We start from the raw sequence: 15,533 nt of genomic DNA on the forward strand, positions 1-15,533 counted from the left end.
ATGCGGTCGAGTCAGTCGACGAGGTCGACGGCGACGACCGCGGGGAGGTCGCCGAAGCGAGCCCGGGCGTCGTTGCTGAGGATCGTGCGGCCCGTCTGGACCGCGTGCGCGGCGATGATCAGGTCGTGTGCGCTGCGTGGCTGCCCGGCTCGGCGCACGTGGGCCAGGAGCCGGGCGTGCGCCGCCGCTGTGGCCTCGGTGTAGTCGAGGACCGCGACGTTGTCCTGGATCGCGGCCAGGGCTCGTGATCGATCGGCGGCTCGGCGTGCGGTCTCGGCCAGCTCGATACCCGCCCGATACTCCGCGATGGTGAGCGCGGCGACCGCGAGGTCGTCGTCATCCAGGGACGTCGCCGACGGGTCGCGCTCGATCGCGCTTAGCGCATTGGTGTCCAGGATCAGGCGTCGGCCCATGGGTCCGTCCGGTCGGACGTGAGCAGCGAGGTGGTCTGCGCGATCGCCGCGGCGAAGTCATCGTCGGGCGGCGTGATCCCGGCGAGCGCTTCTCGCAGATCGCGGCCCGTGCGCCGGCGTGCGGGCCGCAGTTCGGCGATGGGCTTGTTGCCCCGGGTCACGGTCACCGACTCGCCCGCCTCGATGGCGTCGAGCAGATCGGAGAATCGGCGGGCGGCCTCCGTCGCCGTGATGGTGCGCATGGAAGCGACTGTATCTGATTATCGGATCGAACCCTCTTTCGTCGCTGGCGGGGAAACGCAGTGATCGCCGGTCAGGCGGTGTGGTGGACCTCCTGGAGGGCATAGACCGGGGTGGCCAGACCCTCATACCGGGCCTTGAGCTGGAGCGCGAGATAGAGGGAGTAGTGGCGCGACTGGTGGAGGTTGCCGCCGTGCATCCACAGGTTGGTGACATTGGTCGGCTTCCACATGTTGCGCTGCTCGCCCTCCCACGGGCCGGGGTCGAGCGGGGTGTCGGAGCCGAGGCCCCAGCACTTGCCGAGCCGGTCCGCCGTCTCCTGGTCGATGAGGTCGGCGACCCAGCCGTTCATCGAGTTGTAGCCGGTCGCGAAGACGACGAGGTCGGCCGGCAGTGACGTCCCGTCGGTGAAGACGACGCTGTCCTGGCTCAGATGGTCGATCTGGCCGTGGGCGAGCTTGACGTCGCCATTGGCGACCAGGTCGGCGGCACCGACGTCGATGTAGTACCCGGAGCCGCGTCGTAGGTACTTCATGAACAGCCCGGAGCCGTCGGCGCCCCAGTCCAGCCAGAAGCCGGCCCGCTCCAGCCGGTCGTAGAAGTCCTTGTCGACCTCGGCCATCTTCTGATAAGCGGGGATCTGGAACTCGTGCATGATCCGGTAGGGCAGCGAGGCGAAGATCAGGTCCGCCTTCTCGGTCGTGACCCCATTGGCGAGCGCCCGCTCGGAATAGAGGTCGCCCAGCCCGTATTCCATCAGACTGTCGCTTTTGACGATGTGGGTCGAGGAGCGCTGGACCATGGTGACGTCGGCGCCGTGCTCCCACAGGGCGCCGCAGATGTCGAAGGCGCTGTTGTTGGAGCCGATGACGACGGCCTTCTTGCCGGCATACGCGTCGGGGCCGGGGTGGCGCGAGGAGTGGTGGATCTCGCCGGCGAAGATGTCGACGCCGGCAACGTCGGGGACGCGGGCCTTGCCCGACATGCCGGTGGCGAAGACGAGGTGCGTCGGCTTGAGGGTGACCGGCTCGCCGTCCCGGACGACCTCGACCGTCCACTCGCCGGCCTCGTCGAACCAGGTCGCCGACGTCGCCTCGGTGCTCGACCAGTAGGGCACCTCCATGACCTTGACATAGGACTCGAGCCAGTCGGCGATCTTGTCCTTGGGTGCGAAGACGGGCCAGTTGTCGGGGAACTTCAGATAGGGCAGGTGGTCGTACCACACCGGGTCGTGCAGGCACAGCGACTTGTAGCGTCCGCGCCACTGATCCCCGGGCCGGGCGTACTTGTCGATGACGAGCGCGGGCACCCCGAGCTGCCGCAGGCGCGCCCCGACGGCGATGCCGCCCTGCCCACCGCCGACGACGAGGACGTATGGCTGCGTGGTCACCCCGAGGCTCTCGCCCTCGAGTTCGCGCTTTTCCTTCCAGGTCAGGCGGTCCTTGTCGATGCCGTGCTCGGCGCCCTTCGGGCGGCGGGTGCCGCGGGGCTCCTCGAAGCCGGTGAGTTCCTGGAGGGCGGTCAGCAGGGTCCAGGCCTTGTCGGCACCGTCCTCGTCTTTCAACCGCACGAGCCCGGTGCCGCGGCCGGTCGCGGTCGCGAAGGTGATCCACGCTGTGACGATCCCGCCGTCCTCGGTGGCCGGCTCGCTGGTGGCGAAGTGCGACGGGCGGGTGGTGTCCAGGGTGGCGGTGAGCAGCTCGCGCACGCCCTCGGCGTTCTCGACGGTCGTCAGATTCCAGGTGAACGCGACTAGGTCGCGCCAGAAGCTCTCGCGCGCGAACATGCCGGCGGCGTCGTCGACCGCGCCCGCGGTCAGGGCGGCCTCGAAGGCGCCCAGCCAGGCGTCGGCGCGCTCCTGGGGTGTCGCGGCGCTCGTGGTGGCCGGGTCGGACGTGGCGGGCGAAGTCAAGGTGTCGGTCATCGGTGCCTCTTGTGCCGTGGGCGGGTCCACGTCGACCCGCCGCTCTGGCGCCAGTACAGCGCGGCGGGCGAGGCGGCCGGAAGCGTTGCACGATGTTGCATCGGGCTCGTTTCGAGGTGACCGGGGTCACAGGCGGCGCTAGGCTCGCGGCATACGGGCCGCCGTGGCATTGGTGCGTGGGCGGCCGCTGGGTTGCCGGTCGCGGGCAGGTGAGGAGTCGTCGTGGATTCGTCGGCCGCCGTCGGGCTCGGGACCGACCTCGGGCAGCACGCGCGGGCTTTGCGCCGCGTGCACACCGCCGTCATGGACGGAGCCGCGCCCCCGGTCCGGCCCCGGCCGGTCGTCTCGCGGTCGTGGAACCGGGCCCTGGGCTTCGGTCTCGATCCGACGGCCCGCAATGCGCGCGAACCGCTGCCGTGGGCGGAGGTGGAGCGGCGGCGGCATACGGGAGCCTTGGCGTCGGTCGTGGGGGAGATCCGCGCGGTGCTGACGTCGGTCGCGCACGCGTCGAGCTTCATCGTCGTCCTCACCGACGCCGACGGGGTGATCCTGTGGCGGGAAGGGTCGCCGGGTGTGCTCCGGCGGGCCGACGGGTTGGGGTTCGTCGAGGGCGCGCGCTGGACCGAGGAGGTCGTCGGCACCAATGCGATCGGCACCGCGCTCGCGGAAGGCGCTGCGGTGCAACTCTTCTCGGCCGAGCACTTCGAGGAGGGGCAGCACCCGTGGTACTGCACGGCCGAGCCGGTGCACGATCCGGTGACGGGTGAGTTGATCGGGGTGGTCGACGTCAGCGGTCCGGCCCTGACACTGCACCCCGCGCTGATCGCCCTGGTCTCGACCGCGGCCCGGCTGGCACAGGAGCGGCTGTGGCGCGAGCATCAAGAATCGCTCGGCCGGCTGCGCCGGTCGGCCGAGCACGTCCTGGCGACCACCAGCGGGCCGCTGCTGTTGGTGGACGACTTCGGGTGGGTGGCGCACTACAGCGGCGTGCTCGTGCGCGACCGGATCGCCGTGCCGCGCGAGCATGTCCCGGTCACCGTGCCGGGCCTCGGCCTGTGCGTTCCCGAGCGCCTCGGCGAGGGCTGGCTGGTGCGGCCCGGCGAGCGGTCGGCTCACCTGACCGCCCGGCTGCGGACCATCGGGGGCGAGAACGTGCTGGAGGTTTCGGCGGGGCCGGACGGTAGCGGTGAGTGGCGGGCTGGGGTGAGCCCGCGGCATACGGCCATTTTGCGCGCCCTCGCGGCCGCTGCTCCGGGCGCGTTGAGCGCGGCCGAGTTGAGCCGCATGCTCTTCGGCGATGACGCCCATCAGGTGACGGTGCGCGCAGAGATCAGCCGGTTGCGCCGGGTGGTCGGAGCGCTCGTCGCAACCGCTCCCTATGCGATCGCGCCCGGAGTCTGCCTGGTCTGCGAGGACTGAGCCTGGCTGGGCGACCCTAACCTCAGTGCTGCTAACACACGTTAGGTCACCTCCAGCAGGGCAGAACCTGCTCGACGCCACCCAACGCGTGTTAGCAGCACTGAGGTTCAGGGCCGGTCACGCGAAATAGGCGGCGATGGAGGCCTTTTCGGCCGACAGGGATGCTGCCGGGAGGTAGTCACCGGCGGTCGCGGTCGGGACGGCTGCGATCGCGTCGAGGCGCGCAGAGGCGTACCCGCTGGTGATCAGGTCGGCCCGCAGGCGGGTCATGGCGGCCGACTTGGCCGCCGCGAAAGCCGGATTCGCCTCGAAGCGGCGCGCCAGGACGTTGCCGCTCTGGTTGCCCCGATTGGCGCCGCCGCCCATCGCGCCACCGCCGCCCGGCCGCCCCGCGCCGCCCGCACCTTGACCGCCCGCACCGGGACGGTTGCTCACCCCGAAGCTCAGGTTGTGATCCCAGCCGACCACCGTCATCCGCTGAGCTGCCGTCGCCCACCACAGATAGGAGTTGTTGCCCGGCCCGTCGATTGCGTCGTCGTTGTCGATCAAGTCCTCGAAGGCCAGATAGGTGGCGAAGGCCTCGACATCGAGGTGGCCGCCCAACCCGGAGGCGAAGCCCGCATCATCGGCCTGGTTGATCCATTTCAGGAAACCGATGAGCGGCGCGAGGTCGTCCTCACCCGCTTCGACGTCGAAGCGCTCCGCGTAGGCCGAGGGATCGTCCCCGAGGTAGTCGTAGTTCGCCTGCGCCTCCGCCTTGTAGAGGATGCCGGTGCCGTCGAAGGTCCGCCCCACCCATGGGGCCGACGGTTGCTCCATGACCAGCCGAAGCACGGGAGCAGATCCGGCGACTGACACCACGGCATACGCCCACGGTTGCGTCGCGAGCCCGGCCCTGCCCATCAGATCGAGGGCCATGGCTTCGTTCAGCGCGGACGCGGTGTTGTTCAGGCGCACGACAATCTCGGTGACCCCCTCGTGCGCCTGGCCGTCGACGAATTTGTCGAGGCGCACCAGCCACGGGTATTCCGATGCCCCTGAGCCCGCCGGCACGCGCCAGATCGTCGAGTTGCCTTTCAGCCGCACGCCACACCGGTCGTATGCCGTGCCGTCGATCGTCACGCGCGCCTCGACCCAGTCCTTGGTCCGGTCCGCGGCATAGGCCGCTTGAATAGCGGCGAAATCCGCGGTGCTCATCGCGATATCGAGCGTATGCAGCCGGGTCGACGCGAAGAGGCCGCTCACTTCAGTGGCCGGTTGCACGGTGGCCGCGGCACCTGCCGCAACGGGTGAATCACTTTGCGCCGCAGCGCAACCCGCGAGGGTGGTCACGATGGTCGCGGCGGCATAGCGCATGAGGGAACGTCGGTCGGTCGTCGGCGTCATACGTGCAGTGCACCTGGAGCACCTGGCCGTCGGCCCGCACCGGCCTTTGACGTGCCTGTGAACCGGTCGGCCGTCAGTGGTCCTCGCCGGTGACGAGGTGGTGTTCGCGCGCAAGGATGGTGATGCCGACCCGGCCGCTGGTGCCCAGTTTCGCCGCGATCGCCGACACCTGATTGCGCACCGTCTTCTCCGAGATCCCCAGCCGCGCCGCGATATCCGGGTTGATGGCCCTGGTTGCGACCAACCCGGATATCCGCACTTCCCGGGGGGAGAGATGACGGAACGGGCCGCCCCACCGATGTCCGGTCCGTTCCGGCCGGAGTGACCCGCCGCCCAGCACGACGCCTCCCGCGGCTGCGGCACGCAAACCGTCGAGGAGTTCCTCCGGCGGGGCGTCCTTGAGCAAATATCCGGTCGCCCCCGCGTCCAGCGCCGACCGGACCAACCGGGCGTCGGCCTCCATCGTCAGCACCACCGACCGGCAGCCCGGGACATACGCGGTCAAGGCTCTGATGACCGCTGTGCCGGCACCGTCCGGCAGGCGCAGGTCGACGACCGCCACGGTGGGTGGCGCCGCGTGGAGAAGGGACAGCGCTTCGCCGACACTCGCCGCCTCACGGATCGTGCCCGCCCACGCTTCGCCCTCCAGTAGTGCCACCAGTCTGCGGCGCACCACCGGGTGGTCATCGACGACGAGTGTGGAGGGAGCGGCCTCGGGAGTCATCGCGCCAGTCTCATCCGCGCCGCGGGGGTCCGTCGGGGACAATGTCCCCGACCCTGACCTGCCGTGGGCCGGCTCTCGACGGCGGTGCGGGGCGTTGGCCGCGGGGGTCACGGGCAGCACGGCGCACCCGGTTGTGGTGTCTCGGCGGCCGAGGCTCCCGAAGCGTCCATCGCGGGCGTCACGGGAAGCACAGCCCGCACGGGGGTCCCGGCCGGGCCGGTGTGCACCTCGAGCCGGCCGCCGAGCTCCTCGGCTCGCGCGCATACTCGCCTGTCCCACGCCGGAACCCGCGCTGCGGGTGACGATGCCCGGGCCGTCGTCGGCGACATCCAGGACGAGGGCGTCGGCCGGTTGTCCCGCGAGCAGTTGGATCGTGCAGCGGGTCGCGCTGGGGGCGTGCCGGGCGATATTCGTCGCGGCTTCGGCGACGATTCGGAAGGCGGCGATCTCCACCCCGGCGGAGAGCGCTGGCAACGGCCCGGGCACCTCGATCACCACGCTGCGGTCCGGGAGCAGGGCGTGGACCGCCGAGTCCAACGCGGCGACCAGCCCGTCGTCCAGGGCAGCCGGCCGCAGGCCGTCGACGAGTTCTCGCACGGACGTCGTGGCCGTGCCCAGGTCGGTGGCGGCACGGTCGACCAGGTCGGCCCGACGCTGGGAGTCGGCGCTGTGACGGGCCGCAGCGAGCTGCATACGGGCCCCCGCAAGGAGCGGCCCGAGACCGTCGTGCAGGTCATTGCGCAGCCGCAGGCTCTCGTCCTCGCGGGCGAGAACCAGCCGTTCGCGGGCGCTCAGCACGGCAAGTGAGAGGAGATGGGCCTCGGCCACGCGTGCCGCATGAACGGCCACCGTCGCCACCAGTCGGTCCTCTGTAGTGCTCAGCTGCTGGCCATGGCGCCGGGGGGAGACTTCGAGGCGGCCGAGAGTCAGCCCCCCGGCGACCAGCGGCCGGTTGACGGGCTCGACCAGGCGGCGGCCGTACTCGGCGAAGACCGTGTCGGAACCGTTGTGGCGCAGGACGATTGCGGCATACGGCAGCCGCAGGGCTCGCGCGACCGCATCGGGGGAGCGTCGCAGTGTCTCGGCCGGGTCGAGGCTGGCGTCCATCTGCTCGCCGACGGCCCGCACGACGGCGAAGGGGTCATCCGTCCCGCCGAAGAGCCAGCGATGTGCGGCGTTCAGCAGTCGTCGCCGCATCCCCGCGAGCAGCACGACCAGGAGCGCGAGGTGCCCACGGGGAGAGCATCGACCCCGGTGAAGGCGAAGCTGTTGGCGTCCCGGTCGTAGGCGACACACCCGGAGTAGCTGCCGTCCCAGGTGCAGACATTCCAGTCTCCGTCGTTCAAGGGCGGCGCGTGCTGCGTGGTTCCGGTGACCTCGCCATGCGTTGGCGCGAAGGAGAAGGGCCCGACTGGGTGCCGGCGACGAGGGTGGCCCGACCGATCGGGACCTGGCTGGAGCCGGCCGCGGCGCCGAACCCGACCGGCCCCTCGGGCACATCATCCAAAGTCACCCGTCCGGCGGCGTCGGTGGTCCCGTCCTCACTCCACTCCCAGTTCGGGTCCTGGTGGATCGTCACTTGCACCCCGGCGAGCGGTTGGCCGAGCGCACCCGTGAGGGAGTAGTTCACCGTGGCCGGCCCGGGCGGCGCGGTGGTTCGTGCCGCCGTCGGGCGCCGATCGGACTGGGCGGCAGCGGTATTCGCGGCCGCGATGGTCAAGGAGAGCAGGACGGCGAGGATCGCGAGCACGGCGGTCCAGGGCCGGGCGCGGCGTCGGTGGTGAACGGCATACGGCATGGTGTGGCTCCTTCCGAAGTGGTCGGCGGGCACGGTTATCCCCCCGTTTCACCGTGGCCGAAGGGCCAGTCGCGAGCCAGGGACCTTGTCCCACAGCGTGAAAAGATGGAACGCACATCACCACCGAGAAGAAGGCGACCCGATGACCGACGCCGAAGTCGACGACGCCGGCCGCCACGCGGACTCGCCGAAGAAGTCATGGCGCGAACGGCTGCCGTGGACGACCGTGGTGCCGCTGGTGGCCGTCCTGGCCTTGCTGGGCGTGACGGGCCGCTCGCTGGGGCCGGTGGCCAATGTCATCGTCGCGGCGTTGCTCGGGGCCTCGGTGCTGGCGGCCGTGCACCATGCGGAAGTCGTCGCGCACCGGGTGGGCGAACCCTTCGGGTCGCTGGTGCTCGCGGTCGCGGTGACGGTGATCGAGGTGGGCCTGATCTTGACGTTGATGAGTTCGGGCGGCGACGGCTCGAAGGCATCCCTGGCCCGGGACACCGTCTTTGCGGCCGTGATGATCACGACCAACGGCATCCTCGGGCTGTCGGTGCTCTTCGGCGCGCTGCGGCACGACATCGTCTATTTCAACGCCGAAGGAGCGGGCGCAGCGCTGGCGACCGTGCTGACGCTGACGACGCTCAGTATGGTGCTGCCCACCTTCACGACCTCGGCCACCGGGCCGCAATACTCCAATGCGCAACTGGCCTTTGCGGCCGTCTCGTCGCTGGCGCTCTATGGGCTGTTCGTCTTGACCCAGACCCGCCGCCACCGGGACTTCTTCTTGCCGGTGACGCCGTCGGGCGATGTCGTCGACGAGGATTCGCACGCGGATCCGCCCACGACACGGGAGGCGGCGATCAGCCTGGGGTTGTTGTTGGCGTCGCTCGTGGCGGTGGTCGGGCTGGCCAAGGCCGAGTCGCCGGCCATCGAGTCGGGGGTGGCCGCCGCCCGCCTGCCCGCGACCTTCGTCGGCGTGATCATCGCGCTGCTCGTGCTCGCGCCCGAGACGCTCGCGGCCGTGCGCGCCGCCCGGCGCAACCGGTTGCAGACCAGCCTCAACCTCGCGCTCGGCTCGGGCATCGCGAGTATCGGCCTGACCATCCCGGTCATTGCGGTTGCCGGCATCTGGCTGGACGGGCCGTTGATCCTGGGGTTGAACTCCCTGCATCTGGCGCTCTTCGGGATCACCGCCTTGGTCTCGGTGCTGACCGTTGTGCCCGGTCGGGCGACCCGGCTGCAGGGCGCGGTGCACCTGATCCTGCTGGCGGCCTTCGTCTTCCTCGCGGCTGTGCCCTGACGGACATCGACTGGGCCAACACGCCGTATCCGCTGGCATTGTTTGCGTGCTGGCCCCGGTCGATGTCGTCGACCCCGGGTCGCGGCCGACGCCCGCATCAACCGAGGCCGAGGAATCGGTCTACGTAGGTTGTTAGGCGGGCTAGGACGATGGATCGCTTGATCGCATGGGCGCCGTCCGGAGCGAAGCGTGACATGGGCGGAAGGATCCGGGTCAGTGCAGTGCCGCCAACAGGGAGTTCGCCGTCGCGAAAGGCGTTGTCCACCAACACTCGTGTTTCGTCGGGTCGTAGGCCCTCTTCTTTGATCATGACGTCAAGTTCCTGCTCCCGTCGTCTTGCGACGAAAGCTTTCCACTCGACGTCCACTGCGCCCGAGGCCGACACGGAGTCGACGAACTCCTCGATGAGGTCCTTCTTGCTGCGAAGAGAGGGGCTGGCGTCGATGGCCCGCGTGATCTGCTCCTTGATCTCTCGGTCCTCCCCGTCACCCTTGGCGGTGCGGTACTTCTCGACGAGCATGAGGATGTAGTCGACGTTGATCTCGACCTGCTTGATGAGTTCGATCTCGAAGACCACGTCCTCGGCGATGGACTCCTTCTCCACCGCCGTGTCCTTGCGGAACTCGGCATAGAGGTCGAGATAGACGCTCGTGTAGTCCTGCACCTGCCGCGGCGTGAGGATCTCCTCGCCGGCGAAATCGTCGAAAGACGTCAGGATGTTGCGCAGCCGCAGGATTGCTCCCCAGAGGTCGATGAACTCCTTCTGCGCTGCCTCCCCCACGATCGCCGACCCCAGAGGGTATGCCGCGAGCAGCTCGCCCACCTTCGCGGCATACGTTCCGTAGTAGTCGGCATACGGCTTTAGGAGGACGATCCCGCGAGCGTCCTTGTTGCCGAAGAGCGCAATGGCGTCGTTCGTCTCCTCCTCGAGATCGCGGAAGCTGACGATATTGCCAAAGGTCTTGACCGAGTTGAGGATCCGGTTGGTGCGCGAATACGCCTGGAGCAGGCCATGAGCTCTCAGGTTCTTGTCCACCCACAGGGTGTTGAGGGTGGTCGCGTCGAACCCGGTGAGGAACATGTTGACGACGATCACGAGGTCGATCTCGCGGTTCTTGAGTCGCTGCGAGATGTCCTTGTAGTAGTTCTGGAAGCGCTCCGAGGAGGTGTCGAAGCTCGTCCCGAACATGTCGTTGTAGTCCTGGATCGCGTCCTCGAGGAAGTCCCGGGCACTGGCCGGGAGCTGGTCGGTCTCGAAGCCCTCGTCGTCAAAGAAGTCATCCGGGACCGCCTCGTTCGCGGCATACGAAAAGATCAGCCCGATCTTGAGCCGCTGGGCGTCCGGAAGATCCTGCTGCTGCCATCCTAACGCGTTGTAGTAGATCCGGGCCGCCTCGATCGAACTTGTGGCGAACAAGGCGTTGAACCCGCTGACCCGACGGCCGCCATGCGCATACGTCTCGGTGCGCTTGGTCTTCTGGTGGAAGTGCTCGAGCGTGTACTCGACGATCTGCTTGATGCGCTCCGGCGCGAGCAGCGCCTTTTCGCGATCGATCCCGGACACCTGCTTGTCGGCCAGGCCGACAGGCGTCTTGATCGTGTTGACGTAGTCGATGCGGAAGGGCAGGACGTTCTTGTCGGTGATCGCGTCGACGATCGTGTACGTGTGCAGTTTGTAGCCGAAGGCCTGCTCAGTCGTGCGCAGTTGCACGTTCCCGCCCGAGCTGGCATTGGCAGCGAAGATCGGCGTCCCCGTGAAGCCGAAGAGGTGGTAGCGGCGGAACGCCTTGGTGATCGCCGTGTGCATGTCACCGAACTGCGAGCGATGGCACTCGTCGAAGACGATGACGATGTGGCCGTCGAAGATCGCGTGGCCCTTGTTGGCGGCGATGAAGGTCGAGAGCTTCTGGATGGTCGTGATGATGATCGTCGCGGTCGGGTCCTCGAGCTGCCGCTTGAGTACGCGCGTTGACGTGTTCGAGTTGGCCGATCCCTCCTGGAATCGGTCGTACTCCTTCATCGTCTGGTAGTCGAGGTCCTTGCGGTCGACGACGAAGAGCACCTTGTCGACGGCAGACATCGCCGAGGCGAGCTGTGCGGTCTTGAAGCTCGTCAGCGTCTTCCCGGATCCCGTTGTATGCCAGACATATCCGCCCGCCTTCACGGTGCCGAGCTGGCGGTGGTTGGTCGAGGTCTCGATGCGCCGCAGGATCTGCTCGGTCGCAGCGATCTGGTAGGGCCGCAGGACCAGGAGCATCCGGTCCGAGGTCAGCACGCAGTAGCGCGTCAACACGTTGAGCAGCGTGTGCTTGGCGAAGAAGGTCTTCGTGAAGCCGACGAGGTCAGTGATGGGCCGGTTGGTCGCATCGGCCCACCACGAGGTGAACTCGAAACTGTTGGACGTCTTGCGCACGCGCCGTCGACCGCTGCCCGACTCGCTCAGGTGCTGACGCCGGGTCGTGTTGGAGTAGTACTTCGTCAGGGTCCCGTTGCTGATGACGAAGAGCTGGACGTACTCGAAGAGACCACTCCCGGACCAGAAACTGTCGCGTTGGTAGCGCTCGATCTGGTTGAACGCCTCCCGGATGTCGACCCCGCGCCGCTTGAGCTCGACGTGCACCATCGGCAGGCCGTTGACGAGGATCGTCACGTCGAAGCGCGTCGCCCGCTTCACCCCAGTGGCAGAGGCGCCCTCGGTCTCGTACTGGTTGATGACCTGGAGCCGGTTGTTGTGGATGTTCTGCTTGTCGAGGAGCCGGACGTTCTTTGTCGTGCCGTCCTCGCGGGTGAGGAGCTGGACGTGGTCCTCCTGGAGGCGGATCGTCTTGTCCTCCATCCCGGAGTTGGCGCTGGCGATCCGCTCGCTGAAGAAGGTGGTCCATTCGGTGTCGCTGAACCGTATGCCGTTGAGCCCTTCGAGCTGCCGCCTCACGTTGTCGATGAGGTCGGCTTCTGAGGTGATCGGCAGGTATTCGTAGGCCTGCGCCTCGAGCTGCGTGAGGAGCGCCCTCTCGAGGTCGGATTCCGATTGGTATGCCGTGTCGCCGGCTTCGTCGGGGACGAACTGCGCGACGACAGTGCTCTCGGCACTCATCGCGATCGGGGCGTAGGCCCGCGTCGGTTCGTGCCTGTCGAGAGAGGTCATCCCTCTCCTCCTTGCGCAGCCCTCAGCAAGGTGGTGGCCACCGCGACGGCTTTCTCCGCCTCAGCAACACCCACGCTGCGCGCTTCGTAGTGAAGCTGGTTTCGGGTTCGACGCATGCGCTCCACGTGCTTGGCCGCCTCGTCTGCGGGTGGCGAGTAGAAGATGACGCGCAGGAATTCGGCGAGGGCCGCGTGCTGACCCGGGCCGTTGGCGGTGCGGTAACCATGACGGGCAAGCATCGCCTCGCCGACTGCGTGGGCCGCGTCGTAGGCGAGGTTGTATTGGTTCTGAGGCAGGCGCAGGTGTGGCAGATCGGCGATGGTGTCGGTCGCGCGCTCCAGGAAGAGCGTCGCCCTCTCGTCGTCCCTGGGAACGGGCACCAGGCGTCCCTTGGCGACCATTGCCTTCAGGGCCTGCTGCTGGGTAGCGCTGAGGCTTCGGGTCACCACGGCACATCACCGATCACGGGAACGACAGGATTGGATTTCACTTGGGTCAGGAAACCACTGCCCACCGACAGCTCTTTGGCGGTGAGGATGGTCGGATTGACCGGTCTGCCAACTCGCTCCTGCACACGGTCGCACGCCGCGTAGATCTCGTCAGCGTCTGGCACGCCGATCACCATGAGATCAATGTCCGACGGTGGCGGCCCGGGCACGCCGAGCGAGCGCGCGGCGAACGAGCCGTAGAGGAAGGCTGACTCGATCCCTTCGATCGAGCGAAGCTCGTGTTCGAGGAGCACCACGGGTCCTGCGGAAACGAGCAGGATCTGGCGGAGTGGCTCGACAAGCGGACTGTCGTCTGCGGCCCGAATCAGGCGGGTCCTCCCAACTTGGGTCTCGGCGAGTATCCCCGCGTGTAGCAGCCTCTCCACCTCGCGGTGGACGGTGGGATAGGCCAAATCAGCGCGGTCGGCCAGATCCGTGATGCTCAGTTCGTCGCCGGTGAGCAGCAGCGCCGCCAACAGACGCGCTTGACCGTCCGACCGGAAGATCGGGGCGAGCAGCGGCGGTTCTGTTCTCATATAACTGAGATTATCCTCCACTTTAGCGATACACAATCCGTCCAGATCAGTGATCGCCCTTCATCTCCGTGAGGATGGTCTCGATCTCCTCGCGCGTGTAGCTGCGGCCACGGATCCGTCCCGACAAGTTGGTTCCGCCTGACTTGCGGGGAGGGATGAGGGCGACGTTCGAGGCTGCCTCGGCATCTGGCTGGACGTCTGTCAGTCCGCGCTCTTCCCACTGACCGTACGTGCCACCGTCCCAGGTCCACTGCCGCCGGCCGTTGCAGGAACGGCCAGAGGCAACGGCACCCGCAGCGGAGGGCGATGAGAACGGGATATCCCGGGTCACGCGACCCTTCCCACCCTCGATCACAATCGATCCGTCGGCGACAAGCTTGTCGTAGCGCGCCTTCAGTGCCGCGTACGCACGGCGGGTGCTCTCGGTGGTTCCCGAACCGGTCCACGCCGCGACGACCGTGGATCCGGCGAGCAGGGTGAACTCGTCACCGTTGACCTGGGCGCTCGCGTCCACCCCGGTCCTGGGAACCGCGAGCCTGAAGACCGGCGATGCCTCAACCGGCTTCTCCGGTCGGTCCGTCGCCCGAGACCGGACCTGCCGAATCGCGTTGACGCCGAGCACGGGAAGGATGATCTGGAGGTGGTCGATGAACGCCTCCATGTCGGAGACCTGGGCCTCGGAAAGGCGCCGACCTTGCGGTATCTGGGTGTTCATGAGGCCGACGCGTTGCGCCTGCGTGGCCTTCTCGACCAGTCGGGCCTCGAGGTAGCCCCAATGACCTTCGTTGAACGCATCGTCCTTCGCCGTGATGAGGACGACGCGGTCCCAGTAATCCTTGTTGGCCTTGTGGTCCCGGAAGCGGTGGATGAAGTTCTCGGTGCGGCCGATGTAGCAGGTGACCCCGCCGATGGCCTCGTCGTCGTCGCCAAGGAGGAGGTAGGCACCGTTGCGCCCCGCTTCAGGGCGACGAAGGATCTCGCCGATGTCCTTGCGTGGCCCGGTGAGGACATGACCGGTCCAGCCCGCGATCTCGGCTGTGGTGATGCCACCTGGTTCGCCGTCGACGAGGAAGAGCTCGATGTGCTTGCCGGTCACGACGCCTCCGGGAAGGTGAGGAGCTTGTCGCGGTAGTACTCGTACTGCGTCCGCCGCGCCGCCAACTCGGCCGGCAGGCCCATGCTCAGGTCATTGACGAGCGCATCGAATCGGTCGAGCAACTCGATCACCCTAAGCTGTTCCTCCCTCGGGACCAAAGGGACCTCGATGCTGCGCACGATCTCGGCGTTGAGGTTACGGACCGTTCCGGAACCAGCCCGGCGTTCGAACTCGGACTGGATGGCCTCTGACCGCAGTAGGTAATAGAGGTAGTCCGGCTCGAAACGCTCCTGGAAGTCACTGATGGCCAACCACCCGTCGTGGATACATCCCTCGATCGCGGAGATGTATGGGCGGCCGAAACTCATGGAGTTGGATAGGACGAAGTCTCCGGGGAAAACCCTCCGGGACTTTGATGCTCCGCCGGGGGTAACGCGCTCGGCCGTGCCTGCAACGTACTTCCCGTTGACGGGCACGTCACCGATCTTGATCCACGGCACGCCATCCGGCGCGTCGGTAAGGAACGCGTGGATCGGTCTAGGGGAAGCGCCCCGAACCACGGTGGCCAACGAACCGAAGGTGGCACGAGCAGCCGACGGATCCGGCTTGAGGAGCGACTCCGCGTAGAAGCGATACTGCGCGCGGCGGGCTTCCAGCTCCGCTTCCAGCTCCGCTTCCAGCGACCTGAAGGTGTCGAGCACCTCAACGATTTCGCGCTGGATCTCCAACGGCGGCAACGGAATACGGATTCGCGACAGTCCATCGGCCGAGATCCGCCGGACCTTCGCTCCGGTGAGGTGTGTTTGCTTCTGCCGCTGAAAGTCGGTGGTCTGGAAGAAGTACGAAACGAACTTGGGGTCGAGTGTGTGGTGGAAGATGTGGGCATCTCCGCTGACGGCGGCAGGCTCGGCTCCGAGCCATGCGGTGGCCTTGCCCACCGCCGCATCATCTTCACTGGTCGTGGCGATCACGAGTGTCAAGGGCCAGTAGGAACTGCCCAGTGGCGGTCATGAGACCTGCCCGCTGACGGTCATGAGAACTGCCCGGTGGTGGCCATGGGATCTGCCCATGGGGGC

General features: G+C 67.6%; 14 protein-coding genes. 2 read left to right on the plus strand and 12 right to left on the minus strand.

Annotation, left to right across the window (positions count from 1 at the left end):
• Window positions 1–11: 11 nt before the first annotated feature.
• The 3 genes from ABD209_RS14335 to ABD209_RS14345 all read right to left on the minus strand — a co-directional run bounded on the left by ABD209_RS14335 (window position 12) and on the right by ABD209_RS14345 (window position 2,577).
• Window positions 12–413: a type II toxin-antitoxin system VapC family toxin gene (locus ABD209_RS14335; RefSeq protein ID WP_344067480.1), complete on the minus strand. Its 402-nt coding sequence runs from the start codon at window positions 411–413 to the stop codon at window positions 12–14.
• Window positions 398–655 (minus strand): type II toxin-antitoxin system Phd/YefM family antitoxin, encoded by a 258-nt coding sequence (locus tag ABD209_RS14340; RefSeq protein ID WP_324387539.1) that lies wholly within the window; start codon window positions 653–655, stop codon window positions 398–400. The genes ABD209_RS14335 and ABD209_RS14340 overlap by 16 nt, the downstream gene beginning before the upstream one ends.
• A gap of 71 nt (window positions 656–726) precedes the next feature.
• Window positions 727–2,577 carry a flavin-containing monooxygenase gene (locus ABD209_RS14345; protein WP_344067481.1) on the minus strand — a complete coding sequence of 617 codons (1,851 nt, stop codon included), beginning with the start codon at window positions 2,575–2,577 and terminating at the stop codon, window positions 727–729.
• 222 nt (window positions 2,578–2,799) lie between these two features.
• On the opposite strand from ABD209_RS14345, the gene ABD209_RS14350 reads away from it, so the two are divergent.
• Window positions 2,800–3,996, plus strand: a complete 1,197-nt coding sequence (locus tag ABD209_RS14350) for a GAF domain-containing protein (protein WP_344067482.1) — start codon at window positions 2,800–2,802, stop codon at window positions 3,994–3,996.
• Window positions 3,997–4,113: 117 nt separating this feature from the next.
• On the opposite strand, the gene ABD209_RS14355 is transcribed toward ABD209_RS14350, so the two are convergent.
• From ABD209_RS14355 to ABD209_RS14370, 4 genes are all read right to left on the minus strand, one after another.
• Entirely contained in the window at window positions 4,114–5,382 is a 1,269-nt protein-coding gene (locus ABD209_RS14355) for a CotH kinase family protein (protein ID WP_344067483.1), read from the minus strand.
• Window positions 5,383–5,455: 73 nt separating this feature from the next.
• The gene (locus tag ABD209_RS14360; protein WP_344067484.1) at window positions 5,456–7,318 is read right to left on the minus strand and encodes a response regulator; all 1,863 of its coding nucleotides are present in this window, start codon (window positions 7,316–7,318) and stop codon (window positions 5,456–5,458) included.
• Window positions 7,285–7,452 carry a hypothetical protein gene (locus tag ABD209_RS14365; protein ID WP_344067485.1) on the minus strand — a complete coding sequence of 56 codons (168 nt, stop codon included), beginning with the start codon at window positions 7,450–7,452 and terminating at the stop codon, window positions 7,285–7,287. Before ABD209_RS14365 ends, ABD209_RS14360 begins: the two co-directional genes overlap by 34 nt.
• Complete coding sequence (locus tag ABD209_RS14370; RefSeq protein WP_344067486.1) at window positions 7,449–7,904, minus strand: peptidase associated/transthyretin-like domain-containing protein; 456 nt, start codon at window positions 7,902–7,904, stop codon at window positions 7,449–7,451. Before ABD209_RS14370 ends, ABD209_RS14365 begins: the two co-directional genes overlap by 4 nt.
• A gap of 142 nt (window positions 7,905–8,046) precedes the next feature.
• Between ABD209_RS14370 and ABD209_RS14375 the strand changes: the two genes are divergently transcribed.
• A complete protein-coding gene (locus ABD209_RS14375) occupies window positions 8,047–9,192 on the plus strand; it encodes a calcium:cation antiporter (RefSeq protein ID WP_344067487.1) in 1,146 nt (381 codons plus the stop codon).
• A gap of 97 nt (window positions 9,193–9,289) precedes the next feature.
• Here the strand turns inward: ABD209_RS14375 and ABD209_RS14380 are convergent, their stop codons facing one another.
• The 5 genes from ABD209_RS14380 to ABD209_RS14400 are packed head-to-tail and all read right to left on the minus strand — an operon-like array spanning window position 9,290 to window position 15,428.
• Window positions 9,290–12,337: a type I restriction endonuclease subunit R gene (locus ABD209_RS14380; RefSeq protein ID WP_344067488.1), complete on the minus strand. Its 3,048-nt coding sequence runs from the start codon at window positions 12,335–12,337 to the stop codon at window positions 9,290–9,292.
• Window positions 12,334–12,783, minus strand: a complete 450-nt coding sequence (locus ABD209_RS14385) for a hypothetical protein (RefSeq protein WP_344067489.1) — start codon at window positions 12,781–12,783, stop codon at window positions 12,334–12,336. Before ABD209_RS14385 ends, ABD209_RS14380 begins: the two co-directional genes overlap by 4 nt.
• On the minus strand, window positions 12,780–13,382 hold the full coding sequence (locus ABD209_RS14390) for a helix-turn-helix domain-containing protein (RefSeq protein ID WP_344067490.1): 603 nt from the start codon (window positions 13,380–13,382) through the stop codon (window positions 12,780–12,782). Before ABD209_RS14390 ends, ABD209_RS14385 begins: the two co-directional genes overlap by 4 nt.
• Window positions 13,383–13,407: 25 nt before the next feature.
• Window positions 13,408–14,457 carry a GIY-YIG nuclease family protein gene (locus ABD209_RS14395; RefSeq protein ID WP_344067491.1) on the minus strand — a complete coding sequence of 350 codons (1,050 nt, stop codon included), beginning with the start codon at window positions 14,455–14,457 and terminating at the stop codon, window positions 13,408–13,410.
• Window positions 14,454–15,428, minus strand: coding sequence for a restriction endonuclease subunit S (locus ABD209_RS14400; RefSeq protein ID WP_344067492.1), 975 nt, complete (start codon window positions 15,426–15,428; stop codon window positions 14,454–14,456). The genes ABD209_RS14395 and ABD209_RS14400 overlap by 4 nt, the downstream gene beginning before the upstream one ends.
• Between the last annotated feature and the right edge of the window lie 105 nt (window positions 15,429–15,533).

This window comes from Nostocoides vanveenii (assembly GCF_039531165.1).
Lineage (GTDB): Bacteria > Actinomycetota > Actinomycetes > Actinomycetales > Dermatophilaceae > Nostocoides_A > Nostocoides_A vanveenii.